This window comes from Hungatella hominis, from assembly GCF_014288005.1.
Classification (GTDB): domain Bacteria; phylum Bacillota; class Clostridia; order Lachnospirales; family Lachnospiraceae; genus Hungatella; species Hungatella effluvii.
Map to the genome: position 1 here is coordinate 1 of NZ_JACOPB010000017.1, position 17,803 is coordinate 17,803.

16 protein-coding genes are annotated in these 17,803 nt (G+C 49.3%); 12 read left to right on the forward strand and 4 right to left on the reverse strand.

Going from position 1 to position 17,803, the window contains the following annotated elements:
* Positions 1-264: 264 nt before the first annotated feature.
* Together H8S75_RS25480 and H8S75_RS25485 are read right to left on the reverse strand one after the other, a co-directional pair.
* Positions 265-1,041, reverse strand: a complete 777-nt coding sequence (locus H8S75_RS25480) for a response regulator transcription factor (protein WP_055653760.1) — start codon at positions 1,039-1,041, stop codon at positions 265-267.
* Positions 1,029-2,741, reverse strand: a complete 1,713-nt coding sequence (locus H8S75_RS25485; RefSeq protein ID WP_187023923.1) for a sensor histidine kinase — start codon at positions 2,739-2,741, stop codon at positions 1,029-1,031. Before H8S75_RS25485 ends, H8S75_RS25480 begins: the two co-directional genes overlap by 13 nt.
* A 172-nt stretch (positions 2,742-2,913) precedes the next feature.
* On the opposite strand from H8S75_RS25485, the gene rhaB reads away from it, so the two are divergent.
* The 4 genes from rhaB to rhaD are packed head-to-tail and all read left to right on the forward strand — an operon-like array spanning position 2,914 to position 6,842.
* The gene (rhaB, locus tag H8S75_RS25490) at positions 2,914-4,365 is read left to right on the forward strand and encodes a rhamnulokinase (RefSeq protein WP_187023924.1); all 1,452 of its coding nucleotides are present in this window, start codon (positions 2,914-2,916) and stop codon (positions 4,363-4,365) included.
* A gap of 13 nt (positions 4,366-4,378) precedes the next feature.
* Complete coding sequence (gene rhaM, locus H8S75_RS25495) at positions 4,379-4,693, forward strand: L-rhamnose mutarotase (RefSeq protein ID WP_187023925.1); 315 nt, start codon at positions 4,379-4,381, stop codon at positions 4,691-4,693.
* A gap of 40 nt (positions 4,694-4,733) precedes the next feature.
* The gene (locus tag H8S75_RS25500) at positions 4,734-5,984 is read left to right on the forward strand and encodes an L-rhamnose isomerase (RefSeq protein WP_055653753.1); all 1,251 of its coding nucleotides are present in this window, start codon (positions 4,734-4,736) and stop codon (positions 5,982-5,984) included.
* Positions 5,985-6,014: 30 nt separating this feature from the next.
* Positions 6,015-6,842 (forward strand): rhamnulose-1-phosphate aldolase, encoded by an 828-nt coding sequence (gene rhaD, locus H8S75_RS25505; RefSeq protein WP_187023926.1) that lies wholly within the window; start codon positions 6,015-6,017, stop codon positions 6,840-6,842.
* On the opposite strand, the gene H8S75_RS25510 is transcribed toward rhaD, so the two are convergent.
* Complete coding sequence (locus H8S75_RS25510; protein ID WP_187023927.1) at positions 6,802-7,716, reverse strand: aldose 1-epimerase family protein; 915 nt, start codon at positions 7,714-7,716, stop codon at positions 6,802-6,804. The genes rhaD and H8S75_RS25510 overlap by 41 nt on opposite strands.
* Before the next feature lie 130 nt (positions 7,717-7,846).
* Between H8S75_RS25510 and H8S75_RS25515 the strand changes: the two genes are divergently transcribed.
* The 5 genes from H8S75_RS25515 to H8S75_RS25535 all read left to right on the forward strand — a co-directional run bounded on the left by H8S75_RS25515 (position 7,847) and on the right by H8S75_RS25535 (position 13,779).
* Positions 7,847-9,010 carry an ROK family transcriptional regulator gene (locus H8S75_RS25515; RefSeq protein WP_187023928.1) on the forward strand — a complete coding sequence of 388 codons (1,164 nt, stop codon included), beginning with the start codon at positions 7,847-7,849 and terminating at the stop codon, positions 9,008-9,010.
* Positions 9,011-9,145: 135 nt separating this feature from the next.
* Positions 9,146-10,231: a tripartite tricarboxylate transporter substrate binding protein gene (locus H8S75_RS25520; RefSeq protein ID WP_187023929.1), complete on the forward strand. Its 1,086-nt coding sequence runs from the start codon at positions 9,146-9,148 to the stop codon at positions 10,229-10,231.
* Positions 10,232-10,251: 20 nt separating this feature from the next.
* Positions 10,252-10,695, forward strand: coding sequence for a tripartite tricarboxylate transporter TctB family protein (locus H8S75_RS25525; protein ID WP_187023930.1), 444 nt, complete (start codon positions 10,252-10,254; stop codon positions 10,693-10,695).
* A 10-nt stretch (positions 10,696-10,705) separates the two neighbouring features.
* On the forward strand, positions 10,706-12,235 hold the full coding sequence (locus tag H8S75_RS25530) for a tripartite tricarboxylate transporter permease (RefSeq protein WP_187023931.1): 1,530 nt from the start codon (positions 10,706-10,708) through the stop codon (positions 12,233-12,235).
* Positions 12,236-12,249: 14 nt separating this feature from the next.
* Positions 12,250-13,779 (forward strand): hypothetical protein, encoded by a 1,530-nt coding sequence (locus H8S75_RS25535; RefSeq protein ID WP_187023932.1) that lies wholly within the window; start codon positions 12,250-12,252, stop codon positions 13,777-13,779.
* 216 nt (positions 13,780-13,995) lie between these two features.
* On the opposite strand, the gene H8S75_RS25540 is transcribed toward H8S75_RS25535, so the two are convergent.
* Complete coding sequence (locus H8S75_RS25540) at positions 13,996-14,610, reverse strand: hypothetical protein (protein ID WP_187023933.1); 615 nt, start codon at positions 14,608-14,610, stop codon at positions 13,996-13,998.
* Positions 14,611-14,874: 264 nt separating this feature from the next.
* Here H8S75_RS25540 and H8S75_RS25545 point away from each other — a divergent pair, with 264 nt between their 5' ends.
* The 3 genes from H8S75_RS25545 to H8S75_RS25555 all read left to right on the forward strand — a co-directional run bounded on the left by H8S75_RS25545 (position 14,875) and on the right by H8S75_RS25555 (position 17,539).
* A complete protein-coding gene (locus H8S75_RS25545; RefSeq protein ID WP_055653743.1) occupies positions 14,875-15,165 on the forward strand; it encodes a co-chaperone GroES in 291 nt (96 codons plus the stop codon).
* 71 nt (positions 15,166-15,236) lie between these two features.
* A complete protein-coding gene (gene groL, locus H8S75_RS25550) occupies positions 15,237-16,856 on the forward strand; it encodes a chaperonin GroEL (RefSeq protein WP_187023934.1) in 1,620 nt (539 codons plus the stop codon).
* A gap of 173 nt (positions 16,857-17,029) precedes the next feature.
* A complete protein-coding gene (locus tag H8S75_RS25555; protein WP_187023935.1) occupies positions 17,030-17,539 on the forward strand; it encodes a DUF6106 family protein in 510 nt (169 codons plus the stop codon).
* The last annotated feature ends 264 nt before the right edge of the window (positions 17,540-17,803 follow it).

The window sequence follows — 17,803 nt, forward strand, 5'->3', positions numbered from 1 at the left end:
AATTGGACATCTAATTTTAAAATCTCCATGTAGCTAGGCTTATTTAAGTTACCCTTTTTTAGGATAATAAAAATATCAACTTTTTTCACATCACCTCTTGACATTTCTTAGCTGGACTTCAATTGTTGTTTGTATCTCTATTTTAGTGAATATGCATAAAACATAATACCTGAATTTCCGAACAAACAGCAAAAATACCGAACACATCAGTGAGATTTGTTCGGTATTTTCGTATTTATCCGCTGTGTACAAGTTTAAAAGCCTTTATATAATCTTTGTACGGTATTCTTTTGGGGAACAACCCATGTATTTCTTGAAGACGTAGCTGAAGTACTTATAGTCCCCGATCCCGCATTTCCATCCGATATCGGAAATGGCATTCCCCTCGTCCCTCAGCATGGCCAGGGCCTTCTGGATGCGGTACCGGTTCAGATACTCGATTACGGTGGTGCCTAACGCCTTCTGAAACCGCTGGTTTAAATAGCGCTCCGAGTAATGCAGCTCTTCTTCTAAGTCGGCCAGCGCGATCTTCTGATCGTAGTTTCTGGCGATGAAATCGAGAATCTGAGAGGCAACCGGGTCCATGCCGCCCATGGAGTCCGGCTCCGGTATCAGAACGGAATGCTTCAGCTTTTCCCGGTCCTCCATCTCCCGGCGGAGAATTCCGATGTTTTTCAGTTCCAGGGCAGCCCGTTCCAGCGCTTCCTTCATTTCCTCCATATCCAGGGGTTTTAAAACGTAGTAGGAGACGCCGTTTCGGATGGCTTCCCTGGCATACTCAAAGTCGGAGTAGCCGGTCAGGATGATGGCGACGTAATCATAGGCACATTTCGTCCTGGCGATCATCTGGAGTCCGTCCTCTACCGGCATGTTGATATCGGTTATGACGATGTCCGGGTTCCTCTCTGCGATCAGAGCGCCGCCCTCTTCCCCGTTTCGTGCCTCCCCGACGACACTGCAGTTAAATTCCTCCCACGGTACGGAGTTTTTGATTCCTCTTCGGATGATGTCCTCATCCTCTACCAATATTACACTGTACAAGGTTTCTTCTCCTTATTTTTTAATCTGATATCCACCCGGAAATATTCCCCTTCCCGGCTGTCTATGGTCATCTCGCTGTTGTCCCCGTATTCCAGCACAATGCGCCGGGCCAGATTCTGGAGGCCGTTGTGCTCGGTTTTCAATTCTTCCGATTTTAACATGGCCCGCAGGGTCTCCAGCGTGGAGCGGGGAACGCCTGGGCCGTCGTCCTCGACGCTCAGACAGAGGTAGTCTTCCTCACACCATCCGCGTATGGCGACACGGATTTCCATCTTCTTCTTAAAACCGTATTTAATGCTGTTCTCGATGAGGGGCTGTAAAAGCAGCTTCGGAACACGGTATCTCATGCACTCGTCCGTGAGGGCGGTCTCGCAGAGAAAACGGTCTCCGAACCGGGTACGCTGGATATAGAGGTAGTCTTCTATGTATCGCATATCCTCAAGCAATATGACATCCTGCTTCGTGTTATTGATGCTGTAGCGCAGAATATGCGTGAATTTCTCGATGAGGTGAGCGGCTTTATCGGGCTCCGACATGATCAGGTACTTGATGGTGTCCAGTGTGTTATAGATAAAATGAGGATTGATCTGGGTCTGTAGGTTGCTGATCTCGATCATGCTGTTTAAACGGATTAAATCGGTGTTGCGCGTGTTCAGATCGTTGATGCTCTTAACCATACGGTTGATCTGGCTGGCGATCTCCTCGAATTCATCTCCGGTATGGATTTCGATCACATGGCCGCTGTCGCCGTGGCGTATGATTCTCATCTCATCGGCCAGCATGCCGACCGACCGGGCATTCTTTTCCGCCATGAGTTTGGAGAGCCTCAAGGTCATGATAAACCAGATCACGCCCAGAAACACGATGGTCAGGATACCGATGGTAAGATAGAGCACATTTTTCGGGTAATAGATAAAGGAATAGAGAAACACGCCCTCGTCCTTCATAAAATGGGACGAAAGCAGATACCGGTTTCCGTGAAGGAAGACCATGCGCTCCTGTGATTCATTTCTGAATTTATTGGTATTCCGCTCCGGCAGAAATCCCTCGCGGGAGCAGAAGATGATATCCCCGTTTGCGGTGGTGATGATGTTGTCGTACTGATAATCGGAAAACAGCCGGGCCCAGTCATGGCCGTTTAAATAGGCGCCCACAAACCCGATAAGTTCGCCGCTGCGGTAAAGGGGCTTGGAGAAGACGTATTCCGAGGTGTCCCCGGTAAAATAGTAGACGGTGTGATAGAGGTCCGGGCCATTTTCGGCTGCGTTGTCACAGACAATGCCGTTAAATGCGATCCGGTGCAGGTTCATATCATCGGCGCCGTAGCTGGTATAGACGATATTCCGGTCCCGGTCTGCCAGAATTAAGTTCAGGCGGATCGGGCTGTCTACATTGTACTTGCTTAAGGAGTAATGTACCTCGCTGCCATCCGTCCCATCCTCGATGCACCGCGTAAAAACGGAGTCATTTTCCGTGTCGTTTAAGTAGGAATCCGTGGCGTAATAAGCCGTTTGAAAGGTGCTGGTCAAAAATTCAATGTGTTCCTGCACATTAAACCTGGTGTTTAAATAGTTAATCCCGAAAATGGCGGCTGAAAAAAACAGGCATCCGATGAAAACCAGGAAAACAATATTTCTGGTTGCCGCTTTTTCCAGCTGTTTTTGAAAAATAGTCTGTTCCCGTTTCTGTTTTAATGCCATGACGGCCTCCCATCGAAGGGCCTGCGGACAGTAACGGTCCGCAGACAGATATTTATACATGCAGTATAGCACAAGACTGCAAATAAGGACACATTTTTTAATAAACCGAGACCTTTTTTTCTGCCTGATAATTCGATAAAATATGATTAGAAAATATCGGAGGGTGATACAAATGGAGAACTATTACCTTGCAGTGGACATCGGCGCCTCCAGCGGCCGCCATATCCTCGGCACAGTGAAGGACGGAACAATCAGCCTGGAAGAGATCTACCGTTTTGAAAACGGCATGGAGAAGAGAAACGGCCATCTCTGCTGGGATGTGGAATCCCTGTTTCACGAGATCAAGATGGGAATGAAGCAGTGTGCGGCGCTGGGAAAGATTCCGTGCAGTATGGGAATCGATACCTGGGCGGTGGATTTTGTCCTGCTGGACAGAGACGGACGGAGGCTGGGAGACGCGGTCGGCTACCGGGATGACAGGACGAAGGGCATGGACGAAAAAGTATACGAAGTCATTTCTCAGGAGGCCCTGTATGAAAGGACCGGAATCCAGAAGCAGATATTCAACACCATCTATCAGCTGATGGCGGTGAAAGAGGAACAGCCGGAGGCACTTTCCGGCGCGGAGTCCCTGCTGATGATCCCGGATTACTTCCATTACATGCTGACCGGCGTGAAGAGACAGGAATATACCAACGCGACGACCACCCAGCTGGTCAGTCCGGTGACGAAGACGTGGGACTATGAGCTGATTCGTCAGCTCGGATATCCTGAAAAACTGTTTACCGAGCTGTCCATGCCGGGAACCGTGGTAGGGACGCTGACGAAAGCCGTGCAGGACGAGGTCGGCTTTAACTGCAAGGTGGTTCTTCCTGCGACCCATGACACAGGCTCTGCGGTTATGGCAGTCCCGGTTCCGGAGAACGGGGAAAGAAAAGGCCATGAGACTGAAAAAACACATGATACGGATGGTCTGTTATACATCAGTTCCGGCACCTGGTCCCTGATGGGTACCGAGTTAAGCGAGGCTGACTGTTCTGCAGAAAGCCGGAAGGCTAATCTGACAAACGAAGGCGGTTACGAGTATCGTTTCCGTTATTTGAAGAACATCATGGGCCTGTGGATGATTCAGTCTGTAAAAAAGGAGCTAGCCGCGGCCGGAGAAGAATATTCTTTCGCTGAACTTTGCCGCATGGCGTCCCATGAGACCATAAAGTCCATTGTGCCCTGCAACGACGACGTATTTCTCGCGCCGAAGAGCATGACGGAAGCGGTAAACGCGTATTTAAGAGAAGCCGGCCAGGAAGTACCGGAGACGGCCGGTGCGCTGGCGGCGGTTATCTACAACAGCCTGGCTCAGTGTTACAAGGAGACGGTGGAGGAACTGGAAGCCATCACAGGCAGAACGTATCAGGCTGTGAATATTGTGGGAGGCGGTTCCAACGCAGAGTATTTAAACCAGCTGACTGCAAAGGCCACGGGGAAAACGGTATACGCGGGTCCGGGCGAGGCAACCGCCATCGGCAATCTTCTGGCTCAGATGATCAGAGCCGGAGAATTCCAGGGACTTGCGGAAGCGAGAGCGGCCGTATACCATTCATTTGAGATCAGCACATATGTATAACGGAGGAACGAGGATGATACATAAATCATTTAAAATGCATCTGTATGAAGGCATGGCCGAAGAGTATGAGAGGCGGCACAACCTTTTATGGCCGGAGATGAAGGACATGATCCATGAGTATGGCGGCCATAACTATTCTATTTTTCTGGACAGCGAGACGAATGTGCTCTATGGCTATATCGAGATTGAAGACGAAGGCAAATGGGCGAAATCAGCAGACACGGCCATCAACCGCAAATGGTGGGATTATATGGCTGATATCATGGATACAAACCCGGACAACAGCCCGGTTAGTGTGGATTTAAAGCCGGTATTCCATCTGGACTGACCGGCGGTACAGATAAAATCAGAAAGAGGAGAATGATATCATGACAGTAAAAGAGAGATATGAAGCCGCAAAGGAAATTTACCGTGCAGTCGGTGTGGATACGGACGCCGCCCTGGAGGCCCTGAAAAATATTCCGGTTTCCATGCACTGCTGGCAGGGAGACGATGTAATTGGATTTGACGGGGCAGGCGCACTTTCCGGCGGGATTCAGGCGACCGGAAACTACCCGGGACGCGCAAGAACACCGGAAGAGCTGATGGCCGATATGGACGAGGCGCTCAGCCTGATTCCGGGAACACACAGAATCAACCTTCATGCAAGCTATGCCGTATTTGAAGAGGGTGAATGGGCAGACAGAGACAAGCTGGAGCCGAAGCATTTTGCAAAATGGGTGGAATTTGCAAAGGAAAGGGGCCTCGGAATCGACTTTAACCCGACCTTATTCTCCCACGCGAAGGCGGAAAATGCCACATTATCCAGTGAAGTTTTAGAGATCCGCAAATTCTGGATCGACCATGTGAAGGCATGCATCCGCATTTCCGAGTATTTTGCAAAGGAGCTGGGGACGCCATGTACCATGAATATCTGGATTCCCGACGGATTCAAGGACATTCCGGCGGACCGTACGGCTCCGAGAGCGAGACTGAAGGATTCCCTGGATCAGATCCTTTCCATCGATTACGACAAGTCCAGCGTGTTTGTGGCGGTTGAGTCCAAGGTGTTCGGAATTGGTATGGAAAGCTGCACGGTCGGTTCCCATGAGTTCTATATGAATTACGCTTCCAAGAATGATATTTTATGCCTGCTGGACAGCGGTCACTATCACCCGACAGAGGTTGTTTCCGACAAGATTTCTTCCATGCTTCTGTTCTTTGACAAGGTGGCTCTTCACGTGACGAGACCGGTGCGCTGGGACAGCGACCATGTAGTCTTATTTGACGATGAGACGAGAGCGATCGCGGGGGAAATCATCCGCGGCGGCGCAGACCGCGTCTTACTGGCCCTCGATTTCTTTGATGCCAGCATCAACCGCATCAGTGCCTGGGTTGTAGGCATGCGCAATATGCAGAAAGCGCTGTTAAACGCATTGCTTCTTCCGAACGCCAGGATGGCGGAACTTCAGAACAACAGGCAGTTTACGGAATTAATGATGCTTTCCGAGGAAATGAAGACCTATCCGTTAGGCGATGTATGGGATTACTTCTGCGAGCAGAACGGCGCCCCGGTTAAGGAAGCGTGGTTTGAGGAAGTAAAGAGGTATGAGGCCGACGTTCTGGCAAAGAGAAGTTAAATAAAAACAGAAAGAACAGGTGTATATAAAATGAAAGTAACAGAAGCAGAATTTGTAAAAGGCTTTATCCGTCTCTGTGACGACGGTTTCAAACAGAACTGGCATGAAAGAAACGGCGGCAACTTGAGCTACCGCATCAAACCGGAAGAAGTGGAATCCGTGAAGGAAGAATTAACAGACACGAATCCATGGCAGCCGATCGGAACCAGCGTTCCGAAGCTGGCCGGCGAGTATTTTATGGTAACGGGAAGCGGAAAATACTTCCGCAATGTAATCCTTGATCCGGCGGCCAACAGCTGCATCATCGAGGTAGATGAGGCGGGAGAGAACTACCGCATCTGCTGGGGCCTGGTGAATGGCGGACGCCCAACCAGCGAGCTCCCATCCCATCTGATGAACCATGAAGTGAAGAAAGAAGTTACTAATGGAAAGCACCGCGTTATTTACCATGCGCATCCGACCAATGTCATCGCCCTGACCTTCGTTCTTCCGCTGGAAGACAAGGTATTTACGAGAGAATTATGGGAAATGGCTACCGAGTGTCCGGTCGTATTTCCGGATGGCGTCGGCGTAGTAGGCTGGATGGTTCCGGGCGGACGCGACATCGCCGTGGCTACCAGCGAACTGATGAAGAAGTATGACGTTGCCGTATGGGCTCACCACGGCCTGTTTGCCTCCGGCGAAGATTTTGATCTGACCTTCGGCCTGATGCATACTGTGGAGAAGTCTGCCGAAATTCTCGTGAAGGTGCTCTCCATCCGCCCCGACAAGCTTCGGACGATTACCCCGCAGAATTTTAGGGATCTGGCAAAGGATTTTAAGGTAACACTTCCGGAAGAGTTTCTGTACGAGAAATAAGAGGCCTTACTGCCATGGAGAGGTCGTGGGAGGCGCCTGGTTCCAGTCTTCGGACATGATTTTTATGAATCAGCTCGTCCCCTTCTCCTGTGCGGGCTCCGGAACCGTTCCAGGGCTCGATGCAGAGAAACGGCGCCCTGTCCGGGTACACGGTCCAAAATGCAATCGTCTCAAAGTCCGGATAGGAAACCTCGACGCCACGGCCGCTTTCCCGATGGACGAGAGAGACACGGCGTGAGGCGATTTCGGGAAAATAGAGGGCATTGTCCTGGAAGAGTTCCCTGGAAAGGGGAATGATACGGCCATGCAGTTCGTATCCGATTGCGCCGGAGAGATATTCTCCCAGGAAACGGTCAAAGGGCATGGCATAAGTGGACTCCTCTTTCTCAAATAAAAGACTGTAATCCTCGAAGACAGCGTCTTCCTCTATAGGACAGCAGAAGCCAGGATGGGCTCCGATGCAGTAATACAGGGCAGAGGAGTCCTTGTTGGCGACCCGGTATTTCAGGAGAAGGCTCTCATACTGCAGCTCATAAGTCAGCGACAGGCAGAAGGACCAGGGATACATGGTTTTTGTGTATTCACTGTCCTGAAGAAGGAAGGACACGCTGCAGTTAGTCCGTGTGGTCCTCTGAAACTCCATATCCTTGCAGAAACCGTGCTTTGGCAGGCTGTATTCGCTTCCGTCTATCACGATCCGGTTATCCCGGCAGCCTCCAACCACGGGAAAGAGGAGCGGAGAACAGCGGTCCCAGAAGCGCGGATCCCGCTGCCAGATGTATTCTTTCCCTCTGCGGTCTTTTAAAGAAACAAGCTGTGCTCCTGCGCTGTCAATCACCGCGGTCAATTCTGAATTTCTAATTGTAGTCAACATAAATCTTCCCCATTTCTGTAAATTGATACGGATACTATACCATCCTTTTTGCTTGCCGGAAACAGGAATATCGAGTATGATAGTGATAGTGCTCCGGGGAGTACTTTAGTCAGGAAAGGAGGCTTGTCCTATGCTTCGCATTGAAAACACCGGTAAATCTCAGATGAAATCCAGAAACAGGGTTCGCATATTTCGCGAAATTTTAAATCATGAAGGCATTTCCAGAAAACAGCTGGAGAAGCGCCTGGGCCTTTCTGCGCCGTCCGTCACGCGGGTAGTGGAGGAGCTGCTGCGGGAGGGGCTTATATGTGAGGAAGGCACTGAACAGACCCATATGGGACGCAGGCCGGTTATGCTCTGTGTCAAAAAGAATGCCTATTACAGCGTCGGAATGAATTTAAGCAGATCGAGGCTTTACTACTGTATCAGGAACCTGGGAGGAGAGCCGGTGCATTCCGGTGAGATAAGGCTTTTAGGGAAAACGAAGGGGGATCAGCTCTTAAGTCTGATGGAACATGCCGTCCAGGACTGCTTAGAGACTGCAGGCATTGAGAAGAAACACCTTCTTGCCATTGGTATTGCCTCCCGCGGAACGGTAAACGAAGGAAAGGGAAGCGTAATCTATTCACCCGACTCAGGAGAGGAGATCCATGTAAAGGAATACATGGGAGCGCGGTATGACTGTGAGATTCTCGTGGAAAACAACGTGATTGCCGACTTAAAAGGGCAGTATCTGGACTTGAGCGGTACCAACCGGAATCTGGTGTATCTTTACATTTCCGACGGCGTCGGAGGCAGCATTATCTGCAATGGCCAGGTGATCGACGGCGAGAACAGCATGGCAGGTAAGTTCGCCCACATCCTCGTGGAGAGCGGAGGAAGACGGTGCGCCTGCGGAAAAAGAGGACATTTGGAATCGTATGTGTCAAAGCCGGCCATGGAAGAGGCGTACTTTGAAGCCAGCGGGAAACGGCTGGAACTGCCGGAGATCTGCAGGCAGGCTAATGAGGGCGAGACGGCCGCGGCTGCAGTCCTGACGGATGTCATCGACAAGCTGGCGGTTGGAATCAATCAGATTCTTCTGGTTGTGAACCCCGGAACGCTTGTGTTGTATGGTGATCTGTTCGAGAGTGTCGATGGGATTCTGGAGCGTTTGAAGCAGAAGACGAAGGAACTGGCCTTTACGGAGGAGATTGCCGACAACTGCTGGATGGTGAGAGAGACGAAAAATGTCCGCATTGAGGATAGCATTGCCAGACTGTCTGTGGAACGGGCTCTGGAGATTATTGTCTAAACTTAATAAAAAAATATAATTTCATATTGAAATAATATAGAGATGTGATATAATGATAAAAAGACAACGGGGTGTGTCTTAAAAATTTAACTAATTAATTTCAAAATGAAATTATATGAAAAGGAGAGGCAGCAAATGAAAAGAAGAAATTTGATGGCATTGGTACTTGCGGGAGTTATGGCGGCGTCGGTTATGGGATGCGCCAGCCAGAGCGGAGCGAAGAATCCGTCTGAGACACAGAAGGAGGCCGCCAAAGAGGAAGCATCCAATGAGAGTGTGTCCAAGGACAATGAGAGTGGAGCCGCCGACAGCGCCGCCGTGCCGGCCGGCAGCTGGAAGCCGGACCATGACATTACGATCCGTGTTCCCAATGCAGCAGGGGGAACCATGGACACGATCACGAGGATTTTGGGACAGGGAATTCAGCAGAGCACGGGAACGACGGTTATGATTAATAATCTGACCGGAGCGTCCGGTGCCATTGCAGCCAATGATCTTCTTGCCAAGGACGCAGATCCCTGCGAGCTGATGACGTCTGGAATCGCGCTCTTTACACTGGCGCCTCTCTTTAATCAGGATATTAAGGTCAGCCTTGACGATTTCGCCATTGTATCCGGCATGGTATCTGAGGATTTTGTACTCTGTGTGAACCCGGAAAAGAGCGGCATCCATAACTGGGAGGAACTGAAGGCCTATGGAGAGAAGGAGCGGATTCTGTTCGGCTCCAATACACCTGGAGGAACGACTCATATGCTGGGCACTGCGCTGTTCGGAGAAGCGGGCTTAAACGCGGAGGCTGTAACATCGGACGGAACGAATAAGGATATGCTGGCCCTGACCTCCGGTGACGTAGTCTGCGCCATCGGCAATGCCAGCGCCTGTCAGCAGTTTATCGAAGAGGGAACGGCCGTTCCCATCGTGGTATTTTCAGCGGACGCCTATGAAGGATTCGAAGGTTTTACCGTTCCGTCCGTCGTGGATTTGGGATATGATATTCAGTTCAAATCCTGCAACTTCCTGATGGCGAAAAAGGGAGCGGACCAGGCGGCTCTGGATCAGATTCATGACATGATTCAGGCCTATACGGAAACCGAGGAATGTAAGAAACTGGCCGAGAGCGCAAAATACGTCCCGGATATTGCCGACGGCGAGACCGTCCGTGCCATGATTGAGGATTCCGCTAACATGTGTCAGGAAATCTACGAAAAATATTATCACTAATAAGGCAGGGAGAAAGCGATATGAAAGTGAAGTACAGGACAAATCTGTGGGCCGGAATCGTAAGCGTGATCTTCGGCCTGGCAGTCCTCTGGCTGATTCCGGCTCAGATAGGTACAGAATATTCGTCAGGAAACAGCCTGACTTCCAGGGCCGTTCCCGGTGGAGCAGCCATTCTGTTTATCGTATGCGGCGCGGCGCTGATCGTCCAGAGCCTTATTTTAAAGAAGGACACGGTCCGGGAACTGGATCTGGCAAAAGAAGGCAAGGCGTTCCTTTACATGGCGGTGTTTGGGATCTATGTGATCCTGTTTGAATACAGCTTTATTGTGGCTTCCATATTCCTGGGAGCCGCAACCCTGCTTTTTACAAAGAGTAAAAAGCAGCTGTATTATATGATCGTAATTATCACGGTTTTCGTCCTGTATCTGCTGTTTACGCAGGTACTTCACGTGAGACTGAAGTAGGAGGCCGCAAATGAAGGAAATTATATTTCAGGCACTGCCCCAGCTGTTTACTCTGGAGAACTTTGTATTTGTAAACCTGGGGATTTTTATCGGAATCATTTTCGGCTCCATACCAGGGCTGAATGGCAATCTGGCCATTACCGTTCTGATTCCATTTACGTTTAAATTAGGCAGTGTTCCAGCCCTGCTGATGCTGACTGCCATCTTTTTTGGCTCGAATTTCGGAGGCTCCATAACGGCGATTCTGATCAATACGCCGGGAACGAACGCAGCGGCAGCCACCCTGCTGGACGGATATCCCCTGTCGAAAAAGGGAAAGACCAGGAAGGCCCTGGACATGGCCCTGGCGGCGTCCACCTTTGGCGGACTGGTAAGTGCGTTGTGCCTCCTGTTTTTCGCACCCCAGATCAGCAAGATCGCCGTCTATTTCGGAGCCCCGGAGTATTTTGCCCTGGCGGTGTTCGGGCTGTCCGTAATCGCCTCAGTCAGCGGACGGAGCATTTTAAAGGGAGTGATCAGCGGGGCCTTCGGCGTACTGATCGCCACGGTGGGAATTGATGCTGTCAGCGGCGTTACCCGTTTTACCTTCGGTAGTCTTCAGATGTATAACGGAATCAAAATGCTGGCGGTTTTACTGGGCGTTTACGCGATTGCACAGATGATCAGCCGTGTAAACGGCACGGAAGAGGAGGAAGCGGGGACAGAGCTGAAGAAGGCAGATCCCTCGGACCGCCTGACGCTCGGCGAATTAAAGAGTACCGTTCCCACCATGCTGAAATCCTCCGCGATCGGAGCGTTTATCGGAGCCATTCCGGGCACAGGCGGGGCGATCGCCTCCTATATCGCTTATAACGAGGCCAAACGCTGCGCGAAACCGGGCGAGAAGTTCGGTGAGGGAGAATTAAAGGGAATCGCTGCGCCGGAGTCCGCCAACAATGGGGCGACCGCGGCCACGCTGATTCCGCTGCTTACACTGGGAATTCCGGGAGATGCGGTGGCGGCCACGCTGTTGGGCGCATTCACCATGCATGGGCTGGTGGTTGGTCCGAAGCTGTTTTCCACTTCGGGTCCGGTCGTTTATGCCATTTTGATCGGATGTGTGATTTCTCAGATTGTGATGTTTTTACAGGGAAAATATCTGCTTCCCCTGTTCGTAAAAATCACACACATTCCGCAGGAGCTTTTAACGGCGCTTCTGGTTGTTATCTGCTGTACGGGAGCATTTTCACTGGCGAATTCTTCCTTTGACGTGAGGGTCATGCTGATTTTCGGCTGTATCGCTTATTTCATGCAGAAGGTGGAGCTGCCTCCCGTTCCGATTATTCTCGGAATCGTTCTTGGCCCCATCGCAGAGGCCAACTTAAGAAATTCCCTGGTCCTTTCAGACGGCTCCTGGACCATATTCTTAAAACGCCCAATCTGTCTGGCGTTTATTATTCTGACCTTTGTTCTGATCTGGCTTTTAAAGAAGAACGACAAAAAGCAGCGGAGCATGGAAGCAGAATTTCTGAAAAAATACGGAGAAAATACGGAGAAGTAAGGAAAGGAACCACTATGCATTACAAAAAACTATGGACGGATTTACACAGCAATATTCATCATAATCAGATGGGAGAGCTGAACCAATGGATTGAACACGCAAAAAAGACTGTTGATTTCTGGCCGGTTGCCTACTATCCCTTTTATATGAAGCGTACCGAAACAGGGGCAGGCCTGGAGGATTTATATGACAGGGAACAGATCGAACAGGACTGGGAACAGCTTCGCGATGCGGTAAAACAGCAAAACGAAGCCGGTTATCCGATGTTTATGGGCTATGAGTGGCAGGGCTCCGGAGAGGACGGAGACCATAATGTGTTCTTTTTGGATAATGATCAGCCGATGCTCCATCCCATGCGGTACGAGGAACTCTACCAGGCGTATAAGGACAGGTCGGCGATAGCCATCCCCCACCACGTGGCCTACCAGCTGGGCAGCAGGGGAAAAAACTGGGAGACGCACCGGGAAGCTTTCTCTCCCTTTGCTGAGATATATTCCAGCCATGGCTGCAGTGAAAATGATACAGGCCCTTTTGATATGGAGCGCCATCTCCACATGGGGCCGAGAACCGGAGAGACCTGCTATGAGAGGGGTATCGAGAAGGGGTATCTGGTCGGCATGATTGCCTCTGGAGACAACCACAATGTACCGGCAGTTCACGATCATGGAACCATGTGCGTGCTGGCAGCGGACGGCTCAAAGGAGGCGATCTGGGAAGGCCTGTTAAACCGCCGGGTATATGGCGTCAGCAGAAGCCGTATGGATATTGATTTTACCATAAACGGAAGCCCGATGGGGTCTGTGGTGAAGCCGGGAGAGGGAACGCTTGCATTTGCCATTGAGGCGGCGGACGCCATTGACCGGGTAGAGATCCTTCGGGACAATGTTCTGGATACCATGGCGGTTCATGCGGGAACCTGGGAAGAGACTGAGTATACCGGAGTAAGAAATTATAAGTTTGCAGTGGAGTTTGGCTGGGGGCCGAATCCCAAGTTTTATAAGGACCGTCTGACGAAAACATGGGATGGGTCTCTGGAGGTTCCGGGCCGTCTCTGCTCGGTGCAGAAATGCTTTAACAGCTTTGGTCAGGAGCTTTGCAATGTGACGGAGAAATCCTGTGAATTCCATATGACTACCTATATGAGCACCACTACAGGCCACTGGATGGGACCAAGTACGGTCGTGAAGGAAGGCTTTGTGTTTGAAGTGGAGGGAAAGCCGGAGGACGAGATCGTGCTGAAGGTGGACCGCTACGTCTACCGCTTTACGCTTAAGGAATTGATGAAATCCTCGAGAATTCTCGCCCAGTATCAGGAGAGCATGGATTTGGCCGCAGAGGTCTTTGGAAATGTGGAACACTACCGCGATGATTTCTACTGGCACAACGCCTATAAGACCAGAATTCGTCAGGCAGTGCCGGAAGAGGCGTATACGATGAAGTATGAAAAGAAGGTGACACTGGAGGCGGGAAGCTGCTACCGGCTTCGGGTACACTTGAGAAATGGAGACACCGCCTGGGTTTCCCCGATTTTTGTGCGGGAATAACAGACAAAAAGAGTTCCGAAGAGTGAAGGCGTGTGCCTGGAAATGGAATCGTGAGAGCGGCATTCACTTTTCGGGACTCTTTCTTATTAATATGTAAACTTTAAAATGTAAACTTAAATTGTAATCCTAAAATGTAAACTTAAAATGTAAATTTAATGGCGCAGAATGGAATACCACTCTGCGCCGTCTGATTACCGGTTGGCTGATTCTAATTCATTATGGTTCGTCTGCCGTGTCTTCCACAATGGTAGTGGATTCCTCTGCGGCAAATTTCTTCAGTGCATCTCCGGTTCCCTCATATATCTCTTCGACTTCTTCTGAGTCTGCTTGTTTATCTTCTGTATCTGCGGCCTGCTCCGGTTCTTCTTTGAACCCTTCTGTGGCGCCGGCTGCGTAGTCGAGCCCGCCGTCTTCGGTAATATCTTCTTCTTCCTCGTCGTCCTCTGAACGGTCCATAGCGGAATCAAGCATATCCTTGGCAGTATCGGCAACTGCGGAAGCGGCTTCCCTGGCCGTACTGTTCACGATGCTGGCTGCGTCTTTCACGAGGTTCTTCGCGGCAGAAGCTGCATCCTTGGCTGCGTCGGCCATATCGGCGGCGGCTACCTTGAATTCATCTTTGTCTGCGTGAAGGGATACGTAGTTCCTGTTCATTGTGCTGTCAATCTTGGAAATGTCATCATTCCCGTCATCTTCAAAATCATGAAAATCTTCTTCCAGTTCTTTATGGAAAGATTTATATTTCGTAAAATAAGAGATACCGGCCGCAACGGCACCCGCGATGGTGGCGAAAGCCACTAACTTCCCAAAACCATTACCCTTTTTTGCCATGTGAAACACTCCTTTCATTTGATTCTTATTGTAATACTTATAAAGAAAAAAATAAAGGTATATAATAAGAAAATTTCTATAAACTATGTAGGAACGGGAAAATGCTCTCAGTTATGGAATGAAATTGTAAAAAAAATATAAAATTAGCACTCAACTATTGACAGTGCTAATAATGAGTGATATAACTTAGTATGTGAATAAAAGAAGTTTCCATTGCGAAACAAAAAGAAAGAATCAATAGAAACAGTATGAGGAGGAATTGCAATGAAATTAGTACCATTATTTGACAGGGTAGTATTAAAACCATTGGTTGCAGAGGAAACGACGAAATCCGGTATCGTTTTACCGGGTCAGGCAAAAGAAAAACCGCAGCAGGCGGAAGTAATCGCAGTTGGACCAGGCGGCTTGGTTGATGGCAAGGAAGTAACCATGCAGGTAAAGGTCGGCGATAAAGTAATCTTTTCCAAGTATTCAGGAACCGAAGTGGAAGGCGAAAGCGAAAATGACAAGCTGGTTATCGTAAAGCAGAACGATATCCTGGCTGTGATCGAATAAACCGTATCCCTAAGGCAATACCGAAATCATAACAAAAACGATAGATAGAAAGAAACTGGAGGAATGAAATCATGGCAAAGCAGATTAAATATGGTGTAGACGCCAGAAAAGCACTGGAAGCCGGCGTAAATCAGTTAGCAGACACAGTTCGTGTAACATTGGGACCGAAAGGAAGAAACGTTGTTCTTGACAAATCCTTTGGCGCTCCGCTGATCACCAACGATGGTGTGACCATTGCAAAAGAGATCGAGCTGGAAGATCCATATGAGAACATGGGCGCACAGCTTGTGAAAGAAGTAGCGACAAAGACCAACGACGTAGCAGGTGATGGTACCACTACAGCGACGGTACTGGCTCAGGCGATGATCAATGAAGGCATGAAGAACGTGGCTGCAGGCGCTAACCCGATTGAATTAAGAAAGGGTATGAGAAAAGCCACTGAGGCAGCGGTAGATGCAATCGCAAAGATGAGCGAGCCGATCAAGGGCAAAGCTTCCATCGCCAGAGTAGCGGCAATCTCTGCAGCAGATGACGGTGTCGGCGAGATGGTAGCCGATGCGATGGAGAAGGTTTCCAACAACGGTGTCATTACCATTGAAGAATCCAAGACCATGAAGACTGAGTTAGACTTAGTAGAAGGTATGCAGTTTGACAGAGGATACGTTTCCGCTTATATGTGCACCGACATGGAGAAGATGGAAGCCAACTTAGACGATCCGTATATCCTCATTACAGATAAGAAGATTTCCAACATTCAGGAGATCCTTCCTTTGTTAGAGCAGGTTGTACAGTCCGGCGCAAGACTCTTAATCATTGCAGAGGATATCGAGGGTGAGGCCCTGACCACTTTAATTGTAAACAAATTAAGAGGTACCTTTAATGTAGTAGCTGTTAAGGCTCCTGGCTACGGCGACAGAAGAAAAGAGATGCTTCAGGATATCGCTATCTTAACAGGCGGCAAGGTAATTTCTGAAGAATTAGGCTATGAATTAAAGAGCACCACAATGGATATGCTTGGACGCGCTAAATCCGTTAAAGTTCAGAAGGAAAATACGATCATCGTAGACGGCGAAGGCAGCAAAGATGAGATCGAAGCAAGAATCGGCCAGATCAAGGGGCAGATCGAAGAGACCACATCTGATTTTGATAAAGAAAAATTACAGGAAAGACTTGCGAAGTTATCCGGTGGTGTCGCTGTTATCCGCGTAGGCGCGGCTACTGAGACTGAAATGAAGGAAGCAAAGCTTCGTATGGAAGATGCTTTATCCGCGGCAAGAGCGGCCGTAGAAGAGGGCGTTATCGCCGGCGGCGGTTCCGCTTATATCCATGCTATGAAGGACGTTCAGAAGGTGATTGACAGTCTGGAAGGTGAAGAAAAGACAGGTGCTAAGATTATCTTAAAGGCTTTGGAGGCTCCGTTATACCACATTGTGGCAAACGCAGGTCTGGAAGGCGCCGTTATTATCAGCAAAGTAAAAGAGGCACCGGCTGGCACAGGCTTTGATGCTTATAAGGAAGAATATGTTGATATGATCGAGGCCGGTATCTTAGATCCGACCAAGGTTACAAGAAGCGCGTTACAGAATGCGAACAGTGTTGCATCTACCTTATTGACAACTGAATCAGTTGTTGCTAATATAAAAGAAAAAACACCTGCAGCTCCGGCTCCAGGCGGAATGGATATGATGTAATAACGGAAGCAAAAGCGACGCATGCGTAATGAAAAGAGGGTTTGCAGTGCTTGCATTGCAGATCCTCTTTATTTTGTCTCATAGGAGAGTTCATCCTGTGAAACAAAAAACCTCCGGGTGATGTGGACCGTGAACTATATCATCTCCCTTCACAGAAGAAAGGACATCAGTCTATGAATGAAATGTATGCAGAATGGCTCGTAAAACGAAAAGCACCAGCTTATATGATGCTTGTCAAGGTATTGATGGTTCTGGTATGTGTGGTGGCATTCTTTATTGCTGTATCCCCGCTGCTCGGAATTTTCGGAATCCTGGTTCTCTTTGCGGCAGCAGCGGCAGCCTACTTTGTCTTCCGCAACAGCGAAGTTGAATTTGAGTACCTTTATGTAGGCAATCAGTTGACAATCGACCGGATTTACGGAAGGACCAAGAGAAAAAAGGCCTGGGAAGGTTCCATGGATGAGATTCAGATCGTCGCGCCTACCGGTTCCACGGAAGCGAAAGATCACGAGAGAAATAATATGAAGGTTTTGGATTTCTCTTCCCACACCCCGGACGCCAAGACATTTACATTGATCAGCCAGTCCGGCAGTGAATCCGTGAAGATTATTTTCGAGCCGAACGATAAGCTTCTTCACTGCATGAAGATGACGGCTCCACGAAAGATCGTGGACCGCGTTTAAGGAGATGCCTTGAACGTCGTTTGAGGATTTGTTTCAGGATAAGTTTTATAAGGGTAAAAGGAAAAGGACAGATACATGATGCGTATTAGGACGCGGCGTGTGTTTGGCCTTTTTTGTGCTCTTTGGGAATGGGGGAGGGGTGAAGCTAAAACGGCTGGATTGGTGGGGAGTGAACTGTTACGATTTTTATAGGAATTTTTGTAAAACCTAACATCGATGCTTGACAGGTGTGATTCGAATATAGTAAGATAGAAAACAAGTTCC

What these genes read in the sequence shown, in the direction of transcription:
- H8S75_RS25485 (WP_187023923.1), bottom strand. Translation starts at nt 2,741, where the DNA reads ATGGCATTAAAACAGAAACGGGAACAGACTATTTTTCAAAAACAGCTG.
- rhaB (WP_187023924.1), top strand. Translation starts at nt 2,914, where the DNA reads ATGGAGAACTATTACCTTGCAGTGGACATCGGCGCCTCCAGCGGCCGC.
- rhaM (WP_187023925.1), top strand. Translation starts at nt 4,379, where the DNA reads ATGATACATAAATCATTTAAAATGCATCTGTATGAAGGCATGGCCGAA.
- H8S75_RS25500 (WP_055653753.1), top strand. Translation starts at nt 4,734, where the DNA reads ATGACAGTAAAAGAGAGATATGAAGCCGCAAAGGAAATTTACCGTGCA.
- rhaD (WP_187023926.1), top strand. Translation starts at nt 6,015, where the DNA reads ATGAAAGTAACAGAAGCAGAATTTGTAAAAGGCTTTATCCGTCTCTGT.
- H8S75_RS25510 (WP_187023927.1), bottom strand. Translation starts at nt 7,716, where the DNA reads ATGTTGACTACAATTAGAAATTCAGAATTGACCGCGGTGATTGACAGC.
- H8S75_RS25515 (WP_187023928.1), top strand. Translation starts at nt 7,847, where the DNA reads ATGCTTCGCATTGAAAACACCGGTAAATCTCAGATGAAATCCAGAAAC.
- H8S75_RS25520 (WP_187023929.1), top strand. Translation starts at nt 9,146, where the DNA reads ATGAAAAGAAGAAATTTGATGGCATTGGTACTTGCGGGAGTTATGGCG.
- H8S75_RS25525 (WP_187023930.1), top strand. Translation starts at nt 10,252, where the DNA reads ATGAAAGTGAAGTACAGGACAAATCTGTGGGCCGGAATCGTAAGCGTG.
- H8S75_RS25530 (WP_187023931.1), top strand. Translation starts at nt 10,706, where the DNA reads ATGAAGGAAATTATATTTCAGGCACTGCCCCAGCTGTTTACTCTGGAG.
- H8S75_RS25535 (WP_187023932.1), top strand. Translation starts at nt 12,250, where the DNA reads ATGCATTACAAAAAACTATGGACGGATTTACACAGCAATATTCATCAT.
- H8S75_RS25540 (WP_187023933.1), bottom strand. Translation starts at nt 14,610, where the DNA reads ATGGCAAAAAAGGGTAATGGTTTTGGGAAGTTAGTGGCTTTCGCCACC.
- H8S75_RS25545 (WP_055653743.1), top strand. Translation starts at nt 14,875, where the DNA reads ATGAAATTAGTACCATTATTTGACAGGGTAGTATTAAAACCATTGGTT.
- groL (WP_187023934.1), top strand. Translation starts at nt 15,237, where the DNA reads ATGGCAAAGCAGATTAAATATGGTGTAGACGCCAGAAAAGCACTGGAA.
- H8S75_RS25555 (WP_187023935.1), top strand. Translation starts at nt 17,030, where the DNA reads ATGAATGAAATGTATGCAGAATGGCTCGTAAAACGAAAAGCACCAGCT.